We start from the raw sequence: 15,084 nt of genomic DNA, 5'->3' as shown, positions 1-15,084 counted from the left end.
CTGAATAAAAAAATGAACGGACTGCGATCTTGCAGAGGCGTCGCACACCTTGAGTTTACGGGTCTGTGCTCGCTGGAAGGGGCTCTAATGCTTTGGTCTGATGGTTTTTCTGGCGTTTATCTGGAGCGAGTTGACGCCTTTATGAAAGATATCCGTCAGTAATTGTTTACAGGGCCTGATTTTTCCGGGGCGTGATCAGTGTGTTCTGTATTTTTGCAGAATAAATAAATTGCTGGTTTTTGAAGAGTAGGTCTTTTTCGGCCGAATTTTTTGCCGTTGAGCGCTCGGTGGCTGTTGCTTGGTGGCGGGTGGCTCTTGCGCCAGAAACAAAAAACCCCAGCATCACTGCTGGGGTTTTTCTAGCAACACTCTCGGTTCGGGGCGTAGCCCTTGCCGGTGAGCCGGTTCCTCTTAGTGGAACTGGTTCATGGTGTTGTCTTTACCGCTTGCCTTCAGAGCTGCTTCGCCAGCGAAGTACTCTTTGTGGTTGTCGCCGATGTCAGAGCCAGCCATGTTCTGGTGCTTGACGCAGGCGATGCCCTGACGCAGCTCTTCACGCTGTACGCCTTTCACGTAGGCCAGCATGCCCTGGTCGGCGAAGTAGCCCTTGGCCAGGTTGTCGGTGGACAGTGCGGCGGTGTGGTAGGTCGGCAGGGTGATCAGGTGGTGGAAGATGCCAGCCTGAGCCGAACCGTCGCGCTGGAAGGTACGGATCTTCTCGTCGGCAACCTGAGCCAGTTCGGTGGCGTCGTACTCGACGCTCATCAGCTTGGCGCGGTCGTAGGCGGAAACGTCTTTGCCTTCGGCAACGAACGCATCGAATACCTGCTGACGGAAGTTCAGGGTCCAGTTGAAGGACGGGCTGTTGTTGTAGACCAGCTTGGCGTTCGGGATGACCTTGCGGATCTCGTTAACCATGGCAGCGATCTGACCAACGTGCGGCTTCTCGGTTTCGATCCACAGCAGGTCGGCACCGTTCTGCAGCGAGGTGATGCAGTCCAGTACGCAGCGCGCTTCACCGGTGCCAGCGCGGAACTGGAACAGGTTGGACGGCAGACGCTTCGGACGCAGCAGCTTGCCTTCGCGATTCAGAACGACGTCGCCGTTCTTCAGGTCGGCAGCGGAAACTTCTTCGCAATCCAGGAAGGAGTTGTACTGGTCGCCCAGGTCGCCCGGAGCGTTGGTTACAGCGATCTGCTTGGTCAGGCCAGCACCCAGGGAGTCGGTACGAGCAACGATCACGCCGTTGTCGATGCCCAGCTCGAGGAAGGCGTAGCGAACGGCAGCGATCTTGGCCAGGAAGTCAGCGTGCGGCACGGTGACTTTGCCGTCTTGGTGACCGCACTGCTTCTCGTCGGAAACCTGGTTTTCGATCTGGATGCAGCAAGCGCCTGCTTCGATCATGCGCTTGGCCAGCAGGTAGGTGGCTTCCGGGTTACCGAAGCCAGCGTCGATGTCGGCAATGATCGGTACGATGTGGGTTTCGTAGTTGTCGATCTGAGCTTGCAGCTCGGCTTCTTTGGCCTTGTCGCCAGCAGCGCGGGCAGCGTCAACGGCGGTGAACAGCAGGTCCAGTTCACGGCTGTCAGCTTGGCGCAGGAAGGTGTACAGCTCTTCGATCAGGTCGGAGACTGCGGTCTTCTCGTGCATCGACTGGTCCGGCAGCGGGCCGAAGTCGGAACGCAGGGCAGCAACCATCCAGCCGGACAGGTACAGGTAGCGCTTGTTGGTGGTCTTCAGGTGCTTCTTGATCGAAATCAGCTTCTGCTGACCGATGAAGCCGTGCCAGCAACCCAGCGACTGGGTGTAGACGGACGAGTCGGCGTCGTACTCGGCCATGTCCTTACGCATGATGTCAGCGGTGTACTGGGCGATTTCCAGGCCAGTCTTGAAACGGTTCTGGGCGCGCATGCGGGCCACGGATTCCGGGTTGATAGCGCTCCAGCTGCTGCCTGCTGCTTCTTTCAGGGCGGCAACGGCTTTGATGTCGTTTTGATAAGCTGACATGGTCAATCCTTCAAAGTGTGAGTTTGGTTGAGCACCGACTTCCCACCCAAAACCAACGTGCAAAAAACTTGCTGTTGCGGGCGACACAAAGCAGAACGTCGAAATATCGACCGAGACGAGAGTGGAGCAGAGAGGAGGGGGTGATGAGCAAGCAGTCCGCTAATCAGTTGACGCTGCTTGCCGGTTCGTGGAAACCGTTGGGCGCTGCACTGGTCTGGCGGTCTTACTTATACGCTTAGGCTTCCCCGTCCCTCAGGACAACTTTCGTTCCAGTCGCAACCTCGTCGAAACGCCTTGTGGGCTGTTAAAACACGGATCGTTCCGAATGGTGGTACGGAGCCGATCTGGAGGCTCTTCAACAGAGCCCCTGGCTAGCGGGAGCGGGGCAATGATGCCCTTCAAGTGGGGGTTCGTCAACGATTTTGTAGTGCCCGTGCGTCGCCACTACATGCTCTGGCAGGGCCGCTGTGGCTAATCCAGTGCGTCGACCTTGATGCGCATGCTCATGTCGTTGGCGCCTTGCGTGGAGTGGCGGCGCAGGAAGCCGTCGTCATTGCCCTGGCTTTGCTCGCTGACGCCACCCAGTGTGATCCATTCCCCCAGGCGGCCACTGACCCGGGTGTCGGCGCTCTGCACATCGATCACGCCCGGCTGATTGCGGCTGATGCGGTCGTTGTTGCTGCTGATGCTGATGTGCACGATTTCACCCGTCAGGCTGGCGGTGACGTAATAGCCCTGGGTGACATTGCGGTATTGGGTGTTCTGATAGACCTGACCGTAAGGGCCCGTGCTGGTGGTGGTCAGTGGCACGCTCTGGCCGACCTGGATCAGTGCCGGGTAGCCTTCGGTGGTCTGGATCTGCTGCACGCCGCCACGGTCACTATCCGTGGAGCGACGGATGATGCGCACCTGGTCGCGCCCATGCACTTCGCCGCGACCGGCTTCTATGTCGACGCCGCCGATGCTGGCCGAGCCATTGACGGCGTAGCCTTCGCTGTCCTGGTAGCCCGATTCGCTGGTGTCGACGCTGATCAACAGGCGCCGCGGTGCGGTGTCCAGCTGGCCGAGCAGGTTGCGTATCTCCTGGATCTTCTCTGGTGAGGCGTTGACCACCAGTTGATTACCGTAAGCACTGACCTTGCCCTGGCCGTCGAGCACCGACTGCACCACCGGGATCACCTCGTCGGCGGTGCGGTAGTTCAGCTGGATCAATTCGGTGGCGGCCAGTGACGGCAGGCTGAGGACAAGCAGCAGGGCAGCCAGGCAGGCGCGCAGGGTCATAACAGAAAACTCCGTAGGTCAGGGTCTAGCAGGCTGATGTCCCAGGCCTGGTCGAACAGTGCCTGTTGCAGGCGCACGCGACCGGGGTCGTTATACAAAGCATAGCCAGCATAGTCCTCGGGGTGCGAGCGCAGCAGCAGGCCGCGTGCGTCGGCCAGCAGGTAGGCGATTTCCTCGCTGGGGTGATCCGGGTTAAGGCGGCGGATATGCAGGTTGCTGCTGATGCGCTGCGCCAGGTTGAGTAGGCGATGGCCTTGCTTGACCGGGCGCGAGACGTCGCGCACGAGAATGCGCAGGCGGTTCTTCGGGCTGGCCAGGAGGAAGCGGGTGCAGGCGTCCTGCACGCTGCTGTGGTTGTACAGCCAGGGCTCGAGGTCGGGGGTGTACAGGCACAGGCTGTTGCGGCTCTGTTGCAGCAGGGCCAGGGCGTGGGCCTGGGCTTCTTCGGCGCTGCTGAAACGCTGCAGGGTCTGGTGTTCGCCCAGCAGGAAGGGGGCGGGTTCACGCTGTTCCAGGATGACGCCTGGGCTGGCCGGATTATGCACGGTAAAACGCCCCGGCGACTGAAAATCAATGGCCGGTAACTCGGTCTGGTTTTCGTCTGGCGGGGCGTTTTCGTCGTTCATCCGAACCTCTAGTCGCTATGGCGCACCATCATCACATGGGGGATGCCGGCTTCCAGGTATTCGTCGCCTTCGATATGAAAGCCCAGGCGCTCGTAGAATGCCGTGGCATGCACCTGGGCGCTGAGCTTCTGTTCACGCTGGCCGCGTTTTTCCGCTTCAGCGATGGCTGCATGCATCAGGGCGTCGCCGACTTTCAGACCGCGCCAATCCTTGAGCACCGAAACCCGGCCGATCTGGCCGTCGGCCAGTAGGCGGGCGGTGCCGATCGGATAGTCACCTTCGAGGGCGAGAAAGTGCACGGCCTCGATGTCCTCATCATCCCATTCGAGTTCTGCGGGTACCGCTTGTTCCGCGATGAACACGGCTTCGCGGATGCGCCGCAGCTCGGCGTTGTCCTTCTGCCAGTGGGCCAGGCGGACGTGAATCTCACTCATCAGCAAACTCCAGGCTACCTTGCTTGACCAGTTCGCAGAGCAGCTTACGCCCCTCTTCGTCAGCGAGCCATTGGCCGAGGTTGTCCCCGTGCAACGCGTCGGCGGCGCAGATCAGTTTGAGCAGCTCCTTCAGGTTGCTTGGCAGCAGGCGGCTCTGGCCGCTGGCGAACAGCACCAGGCCGACATCCACCTCGCTCCAGGCCAGCCGCGCGCTGGGGTTACGTACCAGTACGGCGCCTTGCTTGAGGGCAGCGAGGAGTTCGTCGTCCTCGACGTCGGTGCCGGCGACCAGCTCGGGGTAGCGTGGCTCGGTCATGAACTGGCCGAACCAGGTCAGCAGCAGGCGCTCGTCACCCATGTGCTCGGCGAGCAGGGCCTTGAGGCGGTCGAGGGCGTCCAGCTGGATCTGATGCGGGTCATCGGTCGGTGCGGTGCCGGCATCGCTGTAGCGTTCTTCGTCCGGCAGGAACTGGGCGAGGAAGTCGGTGAAGTGGGTCAGTACTTCGGCGGCGCTGGGGGCGCGGAAGCCGACCGAGTAGGTCATGCAGTCATCCTCGGCGGTGCCGAAGTGGGCCAGGCGCGGCGGCAGGTAGAGCATGTCGCCCGGCTCCAGTACCCATTCATCGGTCTGCGCGAAGTCGGCGAGGATGCGCAGGTCGGCGTGCGGCAGCAGCGGGCTCTCGGCATCGCACATCTGGCCGATCTTCCAGCGGCGCTGACCGTGGGCCTGGAGGAGGAACACGTCGTAGTTGTCGTAGTGCGGACCGACGCCGCCGCCCGGTGCGGCGAAGCTGACCATGACATCGTCGATGCGCCAGCTGGGCAGGAAGTTGAAGTGTTTGAGCAGCTCGGCGACGTCCGGGACGAATTGATCGACGGCCTGCACCAGCAGGGTCCAGTCGCGCTCCGGCAGCTGGCCGAAGGCGTCCTCGGCGAACGGGCCGCGGCGCAGTTCCCAGGGGCGCTCGCCGTGCTCGATGACCAGGCGTGATTCGACTTCTTCTTCCAGGGCCAGGCCGCCCAGCTCGTCCGGGCTGATCGGGCTTTCGAAGTCAGGGATGGCCTGGCGGATCAGCAGGGGTTTCTTCTGCCAGTAGTCGCGCAGGAATTCACGGGCTGTAAGACCGCCGAGCAGTTGCAGAGGTACATCAGTAGTCATGTGCAAGCCTTTGAAATAAAAACGCCCGGCACAGCCGGGCGTGCAAGTAAGAAGCGTCTGTCAGACGCGCTTGGCCTGGGCTACGGCGTTGCCGATGTAGTTGGCCGGGGTCAGTTGCTTGAGTTCTGCCTTGGCGGCGGCCGGCATGTCCAGGCCGTCGATGAAGGTCAGCAGCGCTTCCGGGCTGATGCCTTTGCCGCGGGTCAGCTCCTTGAGCTTCTCGTAGGGGTTCTCGATGGCGTAGCGGCGCATCACGGTCTGGATCGGCTCGGCGAGGACTTCCCAGCAGGCGTCCAGGTCGGCGGCGATGCGTGCTTCGTTCAGCTCCAGCTTGCCGATGCCCTTGAGGCTGGCTTCGTAGGCGATGACGCTGTGGGCGAAGCCCACACCGAGGTTGCGCAGCACGGTGGAGTCGGTCAGGTCGCGCTGCCAGCGCGAGATCGGCAGTTTGCTGGCCAGGTGCTGGAACAGTGCGTTGGCGATACCCAGGTTGCCTTCGGAGTTCTCGAAGTCGATCGGGTTGACCTTGTGCGGCATGGTCGAAGAGCCGATTTCACCGGCCACGGTCTTCTGCTTGAAGTAGCCGAGGGAGATGTAGCCCCAGACATCGCGGTCGAAGTCGATGAGGATGGTGTTGAAGCGCGCAATGGCGTCGAACAGCTCGGCGATATAGTCGTGCGGCTCGATCTGCGTGGTGTAGGGGTTGAACTGCAGCCCCAGGTCGCCTTCGATGAACTGGCGGGCGTTGGCTTCCCAGTCGATCTGCGGGTAGGCCGACAGGTGGGCGTTGTAGTTGCCTACGGCGCCGTTGATCTTGCCCAGCAGCGGCACGGCTGCCACCTGAGCGATCTGCCGCTCCAGGCGGTAGACCACGTTGGCCAGTTCCTTGCCCAGGGTAGTCGGCGAAGCCGGCTGGCCGTGGGTGCGCGAGAGCATCGGCACGTCGGCGAATTTGACCGCCAGCTCGCGGATGGCGGCGGCGATCTGCTTCATCAGCGGCAGCAGCACGCCGTCACGGCCTTCGCGCAGCATCAGGGCGTGGGACAGGTTGTTGATGTCCTCGCTGGTGCAGGCGAAGTGGATGAACTCGCTCACGGCGGCCAGTTCCGGCAGCTTGGCGGCCTGTTCCTTGAGCAGGTATTCCACGGCTTTGACGTCATGGTTGGTGGTGCGCTCGATCTCTTTCACGCGCTCGGCGTGTTCGATGGCGAAGTTGTCCGCCAGCTCGTTGAGCAGGGCGTTGGCTTCGGCGGAGAAGGGTGCGACTTCGCTGACGCCCTCATGGGCGGCCAGGCGCTGCAGCCAGCGCACTTCGACCATGACGCGGAAACGGATCAGGCCGTATTCACTGAAGATCGGGCGCAGGGCGCTGGTTTTGGAGGCGTAACGGCCATCAACGGGGGAAACCGCGGTGAGCGAGGAGAGCTGCATGGAGGCGTTCTCGGACTGTCGGTCAACGAAAAGGGCGCACATCATACATGAAATCGTGACGGGCGCCGCGCTTGCCGATGCACCGTTCAGCGCCGGCTGATGGACAACAGGCTGGCGCCGAAGATCAGCGCAGCACCGAATAGAGAGGTCAGATCGGGTGTTTCACCCCAGCGCAGCCAGGCGATCAGCCCGGCGAAAACGATGGCCAGGTAGGCGATCGGGCCAATGATGCCGGGCGGGGCCAGGGCGTAAGCCTTGGACATGACGATCTGGCTGACGGTGGCGAGCAGGCCGATCACCAACAGCAGGCCCAGGTCGTGGCTGTCCAGCGCTTGCCAGGCCCAGGTCAGCGGGATGGCGGAGATCAGCGTGCTGAACAGAGCGAAGTAGAACACGATGCGAAAGGCCGGCTCGCTATTGCTCATCTCGCGAATCGAGACGAAGGCGAAGGCGGCCAGAATGCTCGCGGCCAGGCCGACCAGGGCTTGGCTGTCGAGCAGCGCCTGGCTGGGCTTGGCGACCAGCAGCACGCCGATCAGGCCGATGCCGGTGGTCAGCAGCATGCGTCGGGTCAGTGGCTCTTTAAGCCACCACCAGGCAATCAGCGGGGTAAACACCGGCGCCGAGTAGGTGAACAGCATGGCGTCGGCCAGCGGCAGGTGGGCGATGGCGTAGAAGAAGCAGTACATCGCCGCCAGGCCGTAGGTGGTGCGCCACAGGTGGGATTTCAGGCGTCCGGTCTTCAGCGGTTGGGTGCCTTTGAGCAGCACCAGCGGCAGGAAGAACAGCACACCGACCAGATTGCGGAAGAACACCACCGACTCGTTGTTGACGCTGCTGGAGACTTCGCGGATGCCGACACCCATCAGCGAGAACAGCAATGCGGAGAGCGCCAGCAGCAGGGCGCCTTGTAGAGGTTTTACGCTGCGTGAGGGGAGGCTCATGTCAGCTGCGCAGCAGCGGATAGAGTTCCTTGAGCAGCTTGCTGCGGCTGAACACCAGTTGCCAGCGATGGCCGCCGAGCTGACGCCACAGGCGCGCCGAGCGAATGCCTGTCAGCAGCAGGGCGCGGATCTTCGCCGCGTTGTTGGCCTGTTGCAGGAAGCGCATGTCGCCCTGCACCTGGATGCGCCGGGGAAAGGTGCTGATGGTGTCCTGGTACAGCGCGCCGCAGGAGGAAATAACGTTCTCGTGTGTCAAACCGAAGTGGCCGACCTGTTGCTGGATCTGGTCCAGGCGGCTGCCGATCACCTGTAGCAGGTCGTCGCGCTTGGCCAGCTGGCGCTCCAGGCCGAGCAGGGCCAGGGCATAGCGCAGCGGCTCGCGTTGCAGGCTCGCCGGGTTGCGTTCGAGGGCGCTGGCCAGGGCCTTGTAACCCTCGCGCAGGTTGAGGTCGTCACCGCCGTAAACGTCCAGGGTGTTCTTCGGCTCACGCACCAGCAGGCTGCCGAGCAGGCAGGCGATATCGGCTTCGCTGGCCTGGCCGGTGCGGGCGATTTTGTCGACCAGGGTGGTGGCTTCGAAGACGGCGGCCAGCGCGGTGAGTTGTTCCTGAATCGGGCTCATACCAGGCCGGCTCCGGTAAACCAGGGCTCGGCGTTCTCGATCACGCCGCCACCCAGGCAAACCTCGCCGTCGTAGAACACCACGGACTGGCCGGGGGTGACGGCGCGCTGTGGCTCGGCGAACACGGCGCGATAGCCGTGTGCGGTTTGCTCCAGGGTGCAGGCCTGGTCGCTCTGTCGGTAGCGCACCTTGGCAGTCAGTTGGCGCGGGCTGCTCAGGTCGATAGGGTTGACCCAGTAGATCTCCGAGGCAAGCAGGGCGCGGCTGAACAGCCAGGGGTGTTCGTTACCCTGGCCGACCAGCAGCACGTTGCGCTTGAGATCCTTGGCAAGTACATACCAGGGTTCGTCGCCGGCGTCCTTGAGACCGCCGATGCCGAGGCCCTGACGCTGACCGATGGTGTGGTACATCAGGCCGTGGTGGCGGCCGATCACTTCACCCTCGATGGTCTCGATGTCGCCCGGCTGGGCCGGCAGGTACTGCTTGAGGAAGTCGCTGAAGCGGCGCTCGCCGATAAAACAGATGCCGGTGGAGTCCTTCTTCTTGGCGGTGGCCAGGTCGAACTTCTCGGCGATGGCGCGCACCTGGGGTTTCTCCAGCTCGCCGACCGGGAACAGGGTGCGGCCGATCTGCTCGCCGCCGACGGCATGCAGGAAGTAGCTCTGATCCTTGTTCGGGTCGAGGCCCTTGAGCAGCTCGCTGCGGCCGTCGATGTCGCGGCGGCGCACGTAGTGGCCGGTGGCGATCAGGTCGGCGCCGAGGCTCAGGGCGTAGTCGAGGAAGGCTTTGAACTTGATCTCGCGGTTGCACAGGATGTCCGGGTTCGGCGTGCGTCCGGCCTTGTACTCGGCGAGGAAGTGCTCGAACACGTTGTCCCAGTATTCGGCGGCGAAGTTGGCGGTGTGCAGCTTGATGCCGATCTTGTCGCACACGGCCTGGGCGTCGGCCAGGTCATCCATGGCGGTGCAGTATTCGGTGCCGTCGTCTTCTTCCCAGTTCTTCATGAACAGGCCTTCGACCTGGTAGCCCTGTTCAAGCAGGAGCAGGGCCGAAACGGAAGAGTCCACGCCGCCGGACATGCCGACGATGACGCGCTGGGTGCTGGGGGAGATGCTGCTGGACATAGGAATCTGGGCGTGACTGCAATAAAGACGGCGATTCTAACAGGCGCCGCGGTGCGGCGGCGAATCAGGCCGGGTCGCGAATCAGGCTCAGCGGGAAGCGTTCGCCGGCCAGGTAGTCGTCGATACAGCGCATGACCAGTTCGCTGCGCCAGCGTTCGGGCTGGGCTGCTAGTTCCTCGCGAGTCAGCCAGCGCGGGCCGATGATGCCGTCGTCCAGCGGGCTATCCGGCAGGTGCTGCAAGGGCTTGGCGGCGAAGCACACGCGCTGATAGGTGACGCCATTGCTCGGAGCTGTGTAGAGGTAAATGCCGGTTACGGCAGTCAGTTCGACCTGCCAGCCGGTTTCTTCGAGGGTTTCGCGCAATGCGGCGTCGATGAGACTTTCGTCTGCTTCCAGATGGCCGGCAGGCTGATTAAATACCGCCTGGCCGCCAGCCAGCTCTTCGACCAGCAGGAAGCGTCCCTGGTCTTCGACAACGGTGGCTACCGTGACATGGGGCGTAAAACGCATGGGAACCTCCGCAAATTTAGGGCGCGGATGTTAGTGGTAGATTCTGCCGGAGGCCAGATCAGCGCATTCTCGGGCTGAGCTGCTAGGATAAAAGTCGGTTCAGTTTGTGGTGCCGTGTAGTGCTCTCTGTAGTTTGACTACGGGAACGGCTGCAGGGCAGTATCGGTGCAGCTCTTGAGGCGCCAAAGATGTAAGGAAATGTCGAAAAGTGCGTGACTTTCTGTAGAAAAACTACAAGAATGCGGCACCTTTCCGAGACCCAAAGTTCCATTCGCCACGCCATCCGCGTGGCGGAATGTCAGACCACGAAAACAACGGAGTCAAGCATGGGATACCAGAAGATCCAGGTGCCAGCGACCGGTGACAAAATCACCGTCAACGCCGACATGTCCCTGAACGTACCGAACAACCCGATCATCCCGTTTATCGAGGGTGATGGCATTGGCGTCGATATCAGCCCAGTGATGATCAAGGTCGTCGACGCGGCCGTCGAGAAAGCATACGGCGGCAAGCGCAAAATCTCGTGGATGGAAGTCTACGCCGGCGAGAAAGCCACCCAAGTCTATGACCAGGACACTTGGCTGCCGAAAGAAACCCTGGAAGCCGTACGCGACTACGTTGTTTCCATCAAAGGCCCGCTGACCACTCCGGTCGGTGGCGGCATCCGTTCGCTGAACGTTGCCCTGCGCCAGGAGCTCGATCTGTACGTCTGCCTGCGTCCGGTGCGTTGGTTCGAAGGCGTGCCGAGCCCGGTCAAGCGTCCGGGTGACGTCGACATGACCATCTTCCGCGAAAACTCCGAAGATATTTATGCCGGTATCGAGTGGAAGGCCGGTTCGCCTGAAGCGACCAAGGTCATCAAGTTCCTGAAAGAAGAAATGGGCGTCACCAAGATCCGTTTCGACCAGGATTGCGGTATCGGCGTCAAGCCGGTCTCCAAGGAAGGCACCAAGCGCCTGGTGCGCAAGGCTCTGCAGTACACCGTCGACAACGACCGCGAGTCGCTGACCATCGTGCACAAAGGCAACATCATGAAGTTCACCGAAGGTGCCTTCAAGGATTGGGGCTACGAAGTGGCGCGTGACGAGTTCGGCGCCGAGCTGCTGGATGGTGGTCCGTGGATGCAGTTCAAGAACCCGCGTACTGGCAAGAACATTGTGGTCAAGGATGCCATCGCCGACGCCATGCTGCAGCAGATCCTGCTGCGTCCGGCCGAGTACGACGTGATCGCCACCCTGAACCTGAACGGTGACTACCTGTCCGACGCCCTGGCGGCCGAAGTAGGTGGTATCGGTATCGCGCCGGGTGCCAACCTGTCCGATACCATCGCTATGTTCGAAGCGACCCATGGCACCGCTCCGAAGTACGCTGGTCAGGACAAGGTCAACCCGGGGTCGGTCATCCTCTCCGCTGAGATGATGCTGCGCCATATGGGCTGGACCGAAGCTGCGGACCTGATCATCAAGGGTACCAACGGTGCCATCGGTGCGAAGACCGTGACTTATGACTTCGAGCGCCTGATGGATGGCGCCAAGCTGCTGTCCTGCTCGCAGTTCGGCGACGCCATGATCGCTCATATGTAATTAAGCGACGAGTGGTAACAAAAAGGCCGGTCATTTGACCGGCCTTTTTTATTGCAAGCTCTTTATCAGGCTTCTACCGGAGTGCTTTGTGGCGAACTGATGGTCGCCGGGGATTCACTGGTTGCCAGGGCGGCGCTGATATTCACAGCATGCAGGCCCTTTGGACCTTGCAGAATATCGAAGCTTACCGGCTGGCCGGCCTTGAGAGTCTTGTAACCGTCCATCTGGATGGCCGAGTAGTGGGCGAACAGGTCCTCATCTCGGCCATCGGCGACGATGAACCCGTAGCCCTTGGCGTTGTTGAACCACTTGACCTTACCGCTAAGCATGCTGACATCCCTCTGCAAAGGACTCCATCACTGGAGTATCATCCACTTCAGTTCCGCGCATGAAATCAGCCGGGTTGGGCGAAGGCGCGGAACCCCGATACCCGAGACGGGTATTCAATGTTTGTAACACCCTTTCGCCGTTAGTCAAGGCGCTCCGGCGGCTGGCTGAGAAGCCAGTCATAAACCTGTCTAGCATCTGTATTCGCCCAGCCACGAAGCATCCACTTTCGCATGCATGCAAGCAGCCAGATTCGTCTAACATTCAATCAAGATCGTCCAGCTACGCACGAGGATGATTCCTCGGGCCTTGCTGTCCAAGAAGCCAAGCCGCGGTTGCAGGCGCCACCGATGTACAAGGTGCTGCTATTCAACGACGACTACACGCCAATGGACTTCGTCGTCGAAGTGTTGGAGGTGTTCTTCAACCACAATCGCGAGCTGGCAACCAAGATCATGCTGACCGTCCATACAGAGGGGCGGGCAATCTGCGGTGTGTATACCCGCGATATCGCAGAAACCAAGGCCATGCAGGTCAACCAGTACGCCCGGGAAAGCCAGCATCCGCTACTCTGTGAAATAGAGAAGGACGGTTAATACCGGTCGCTTGGGTAAGAGGTGAAGCTATGTTGAATCGAGAGCTGGAAGTCACCCTCAATCTGGCCTTCAAGGAGGCACGCGCCAAGCGCCATGAGTTCATGACGGTCGAGCACCTGCTCCTGGCGTTGCTGGATAACGAGGCCGCAGCCACCGTTCTGCGCGCTTGCGGCGCCAATCTGGACAAGCTTCGTCATGATTTGCAGGAGTTCATCGACTCCACCACGCCACTGATCCCACAGCACGACGAAGATCGCGAAACCCAGCCGACTCTGGGCTTCCAGCGCGTGCTGCAGCGTGCGGTGTTTCACGTGCAGAGTTCGGGCAAGCGCGAAGTCACCGGCGCCAACGTGCTGGTGGCGATCTTCAGCGAGCAGGAAAGCCAGGCAGTATTCCTGCTCAAGCAGCAGAGCGTGGCGCGTATCGATGTGGTCAATTACATCGCCCATGGCATCTCCAAGGTGCCAGGGCATGCCGATCATTCCGACAACGAGCAGGAAATGCAGGATGACGAGGGGGGCGAGTCTGCCGCTTCGAGTAATCCGCTGGATGCCTACGCCAGCAACCTGAACGAACTGTCTCGCCAAGGGCGCATCGATCCGTTGGTCGGGCGGGAGTCTGAGGTGGAGCGGGTGGCACAGATCCTCGCGCGTCGGCGCAAGAACAATCCGCTGCTGGTGGGTGAGGCTGGTGTCGGCAAGACCGCCATCGCCGAAGGCCTGGCTAAGCGCATTGTCGATGGCCAGGTGCCGGATTTGCTGTCCGACAGCGTGGTCTACTCCCTCGACCTCGGCGCCTTGCTGGCGGGTACCAAGTATCGCGGTGACTTCGAGAAACGCTTCAAGGCGCTGCTCAATGAGTTGCGCAAGCGTCCGCATGCCATCCTGTTCATCGATGAAATCCACACCATCATCGGTGCCGGCGCAGCGTCTGGCGGGGTGATGGATGCCTCCAACCTGCTCAAGCCGCTGCTGTCCTCGGGTGAGATCCGTTGCATCGGCTCCACCACCTTCCAGGAGTTCCGCGGCATCTTCGAGAAAGACCGCGCTCTGGCGCGGCGCTTCCAGAAGGTCGATGTCAGCGAACCGTCGGTCGAGGATACCGTCGGTATCCTGCGCGGGCTGAAGGCGCGTTTCGAACAGCATCACCATATCGAGTACAGCGACGAGGCCCTGCGCGCAGCGGCTGAACTGGCGGCGCGCTACATCAACGACCGGCACATGCCGGACAAGGCCATCGATGTGATCGACGAGGCGGGGGCCTATCAGCGCCTGCAGCCCGAAGACAAGCGTGCCAAGCGTATCGAAGTCGCCCAGGTCGAAGACATTGTCGCCAAGATCGCGCGGATTCCCCCGAAACACGTCACCAGTTCCGACAAGGAGCTGCTGCGAAATCTGGAGCGCGACCTCAAGCTGACCGTATTCGGCCAGGATGCGGCGATCGACTCGCTGGCGACCGCGATCAAGCTGTCACGTGCAGGCCTGAAAGCACCGGACAAGCCGGTGGGTTCCTTCCTGTTCGCCGGGCCGACCGGGGTTGGCAAGACCGAGGCCGCTCGTCAGCTGGCCAAGGCCATGGGTATCGAACTGGTGCGTTTCGACATGTCCGAGTACATGGAGCGGCATACCGTTTCGCGTCTGATCGGTGCACCTCCTGGCTATGTCGGTTTCGATCAGGGTGGTTTGCTGACCGAGGCCATCACCAAGCAGCCGCATTGTGTGCTGCTGCTAGACGAGATCGAGAAGGCCCATCCGGAAGTCTTCAACCTGCTGTTGCAGGTGATGGACCACGGCACCCTGACCGACAACAACGGGCGCAAGGCCGACTTCCGCAATGTGATCCTGATCATGACCACCAATGCCGGGGCGGAAACCGCGGCGCGGGCGTCGATCGGTTTCACCTATCAGGACCACTCGTCCGATGCCATGGAAGTGATCAAGAAGAGCTTCACGCCGGAGTTCCGCAACCGTCTGGATACCATCATCCAGTTTGGTCGCCTGAGTCACGAAGTGATCAAAAGCATCGTCGACAAGTTCCTCACGGAACTGCAGGCGCAGCTCGAGGACAAGCATGTGCTGCTGGAAGTCAGCGATGCGGCGCGTGGTTGGCTGGCCGAGAAGGGCTATGACGTGGCGATGGGGGCACGGCCGATGGCGCGCCTGATCCAGGACAAGATCAAGCGTCCGCTGGCCGAGGAAATCCTCTTCGGCGAACTGGCCGAGCATGGCGGCGTGGTGCACATCGAGCTGGTTGGCGATGAGCTGCGCTTCGAGTTCGAGACCACGGCAGAGCCGGCTTGATCTGAAAACAGGCAAACGAAAACGCCCGGCAATGCCGGGCGTTTTCATTTCAACTGGGCTTGGAACCTTTTCAAAGTCTTGCGAGCCGAGTCGTGCCGGTGCAATGTAGCGTGGCTGACCTGCAGCAGGCTTTGAACAG

At 61.3% G+C, this 15,084-nt stretch carries 14 protein-coding genes; 3 read left to right on the top strand and 11 right to left on the bottom strand.

What is annotated here, in order from left to right:
* Positions 1-411: 411 nt before the first annotated feature.
* From H3H45_RS19830 to H3H45_RS19785, 10 genes are all read right to left on the bottom strand, one after another.
* The gene (locus H3H45_RS19830; protein ID WP_182835421.1) at positions 412-2,007 is read right to left on the bottom strand and encodes an isocitrate lyase; all 1,596 of its coding nucleotides are present in this window, start codon (positions 2,005-2,007) and stop codon (positions 412-414) included.
* A 471-nt stretch (positions 2,008-2,478) separates the two neighbouring features.
* Positions 2,479-3,288, bottom strand: a complete 810-nt coding sequence (locus H3H45_RS19825) for a secretin N-terminal domain-containing protein (RefSeq protein ID WP_182835420.1) — start codon at positions 3,286-3,288, stop codon at positions 2,479-2,481.
* Positions 3,285-3,914, bottom strand: coding sequence for a DUF7931 domain-containing protein (locus tag H3H45_RS19820; RefSeq protein ID WP_182835419.1), 630 nt, complete (start codon positions 3,912-3,914; stop codon positions 3,285-3,287). The genes H3H45_RS19825 and H3H45_RS19820 overlap by 4 nt, the downstream gene beginning before the upstream one ends.
* Positions 3,915-3,922: 8 nt before the next feature.
* Positions 3,923-4,348, bottom strand: coding sequence for a GNAT family N-acetyltransferase (locus H3H45_RS19815; RefSeq protein ID WP_182835418.1), 426 nt, complete (start codon positions 4,346-4,348; stop codon positions 3,923-3,925).
* Positions 4,341-5,507: a ribosomal protein uL16 3-hydroxylase gene (locus H3H45_RS19810; protein ID WP_182835417.1), complete on the bottom strand. Its 1,167-nt coding sequence runs from the start codon at positions 5,505-5,507 to the stop codon at positions 4,341-4,343. Before H3H45_RS19810 ends, H3H45_RS19815 begins: the two co-directional genes overlap by 8 nt.
* Before the next feature lie 60 nt (positions 5,508-5,567).
* Entirely contained in the window at positions 5,568-6,938 is a 1,371-nt protein-coding gene (gene purB, locus H3H45_RS19805; protein ID WP_182835445.1) for an adenylosuccinate lyase, read from the bottom strand.
* Between the two features lie 86 nt (positions 6,939-7,024).
* Positions 7,025-7,882, bottom strand: a complete 858-nt coding sequence (locus H3H45_RS19800) for a DMT family transporter (protein WP_182835416.1) — start codon at positions 7,880-7,882, stop codon at positions 7,025-7,027.
* Position 7,883: 1 nt separating this feature from the next.
* Positions 7,884-8,504 carry a high frequency lysogenization protein HflD gene (gene hflD / locus H3H45_RS19795; protein WP_182835415.1) on the bottom strand — a complete coding sequence of 207 codons (621 nt, stop codon included), beginning with the start codon at positions 8,502-8,504 and terminating at the stop codon, positions 7,884-7,886.
* On the bottom strand, positions 8,501-9,628 hold the full coding sequence (gene mnmA / locus H3H45_RS19790) for a tRNA 2-thiouridine(34) synthase MnmA (RefSeq protein ID WP_182835414.1): 1,128 nt from the start codon (positions 9,626-9,628) through the stop codon (positions 8,501-8,503). The genes hflD and mnmA overlap by 4 nt, the downstream gene beginning before the upstream one ends.
* A 64-nt stretch (positions 9,629-9,692) precedes the next feature.
* Positions 9,693-10,139: an NUDIX hydrolase gene (locus H3H45_RS19785; protein ID WP_182835413.1), complete on the bottom strand. Its 447-nt coding sequence runs from the start codon at positions 10,137-10,139 to the stop codon at positions 9,693-9,695.
* 326 nt (positions 10,140-10,465) lie between these two features.
* Here H3H45_RS19785 and icd point away from each other — a divergent pair, with 326 nt between their 5' ends.
* Positions 10,466-11,722, top strand: coding sequence for an NADP-dependent isocitrate dehydrogenase (gene icd / locus H3H45_RS19780; RefSeq protein ID WP_182835412.1), 1,257 nt, complete (start codon positions 10,466-10,468; stop codon positions 11,720-11,722).
* Between the two features lie 65 nt (positions 11,723-11,787).
* Here icd and cspD read toward each other — a convergent pair whose 3' ends face one another.
* A complete protein-coding gene (cspD, locus tag H3H45_RS19775) occupies positions 11,788-12,051 on the bottom strand; it encodes a cold shock domain-containing protein CspD (RefSeq protein ID WP_182835411.1) in 264 nt (87 codons plus the stop codon).
* A gap of 231 nt (positions 12,052-12,282) precedes the next feature.
* Between cspD and clpS the strand changes: the two genes are divergently transcribed.
* On the top strand, positions 12,283-12,645 hold the full coding sequence (gene clpS, locus H3H45_RS19770) for an ATP-dependent Clp protease adapter ClpS (RefSeq protein WP_173207021.1): 363 nt from the start codon (positions 12,283-12,285) through the stop codon (positions 12,643-12,645).
* Between the two features lie 29 nt (positions 12,646-12,674).
* On the top strand, positions 12,675-14,945 hold the full coding sequence (clpA, locus tag H3H45_RS19765; protein ID WP_182835410.1) for an ATP-dependent Clp protease ATP-binding subunit ClpA: 2,271 nt from the start codon (positions 12,675-12,677) through the stop codon (positions 14,943-14,945).
* Positions 14,946-15,084: the final 139 nt, after the last annotated feature.

Source organism: Aquipseudomonas guryensis (genome assembly GCF_014164785.1).
GTDB lineage: Bacteria > Pseudomonadota > Gammaproteobacteria > Pseudomonadales > Pseudomonadaceae > Aquipseudomonas > Aquipseudomonas guryensis.
This window is presented reverse-complemented; position numbering and strand designations above follow the sequence as displayed.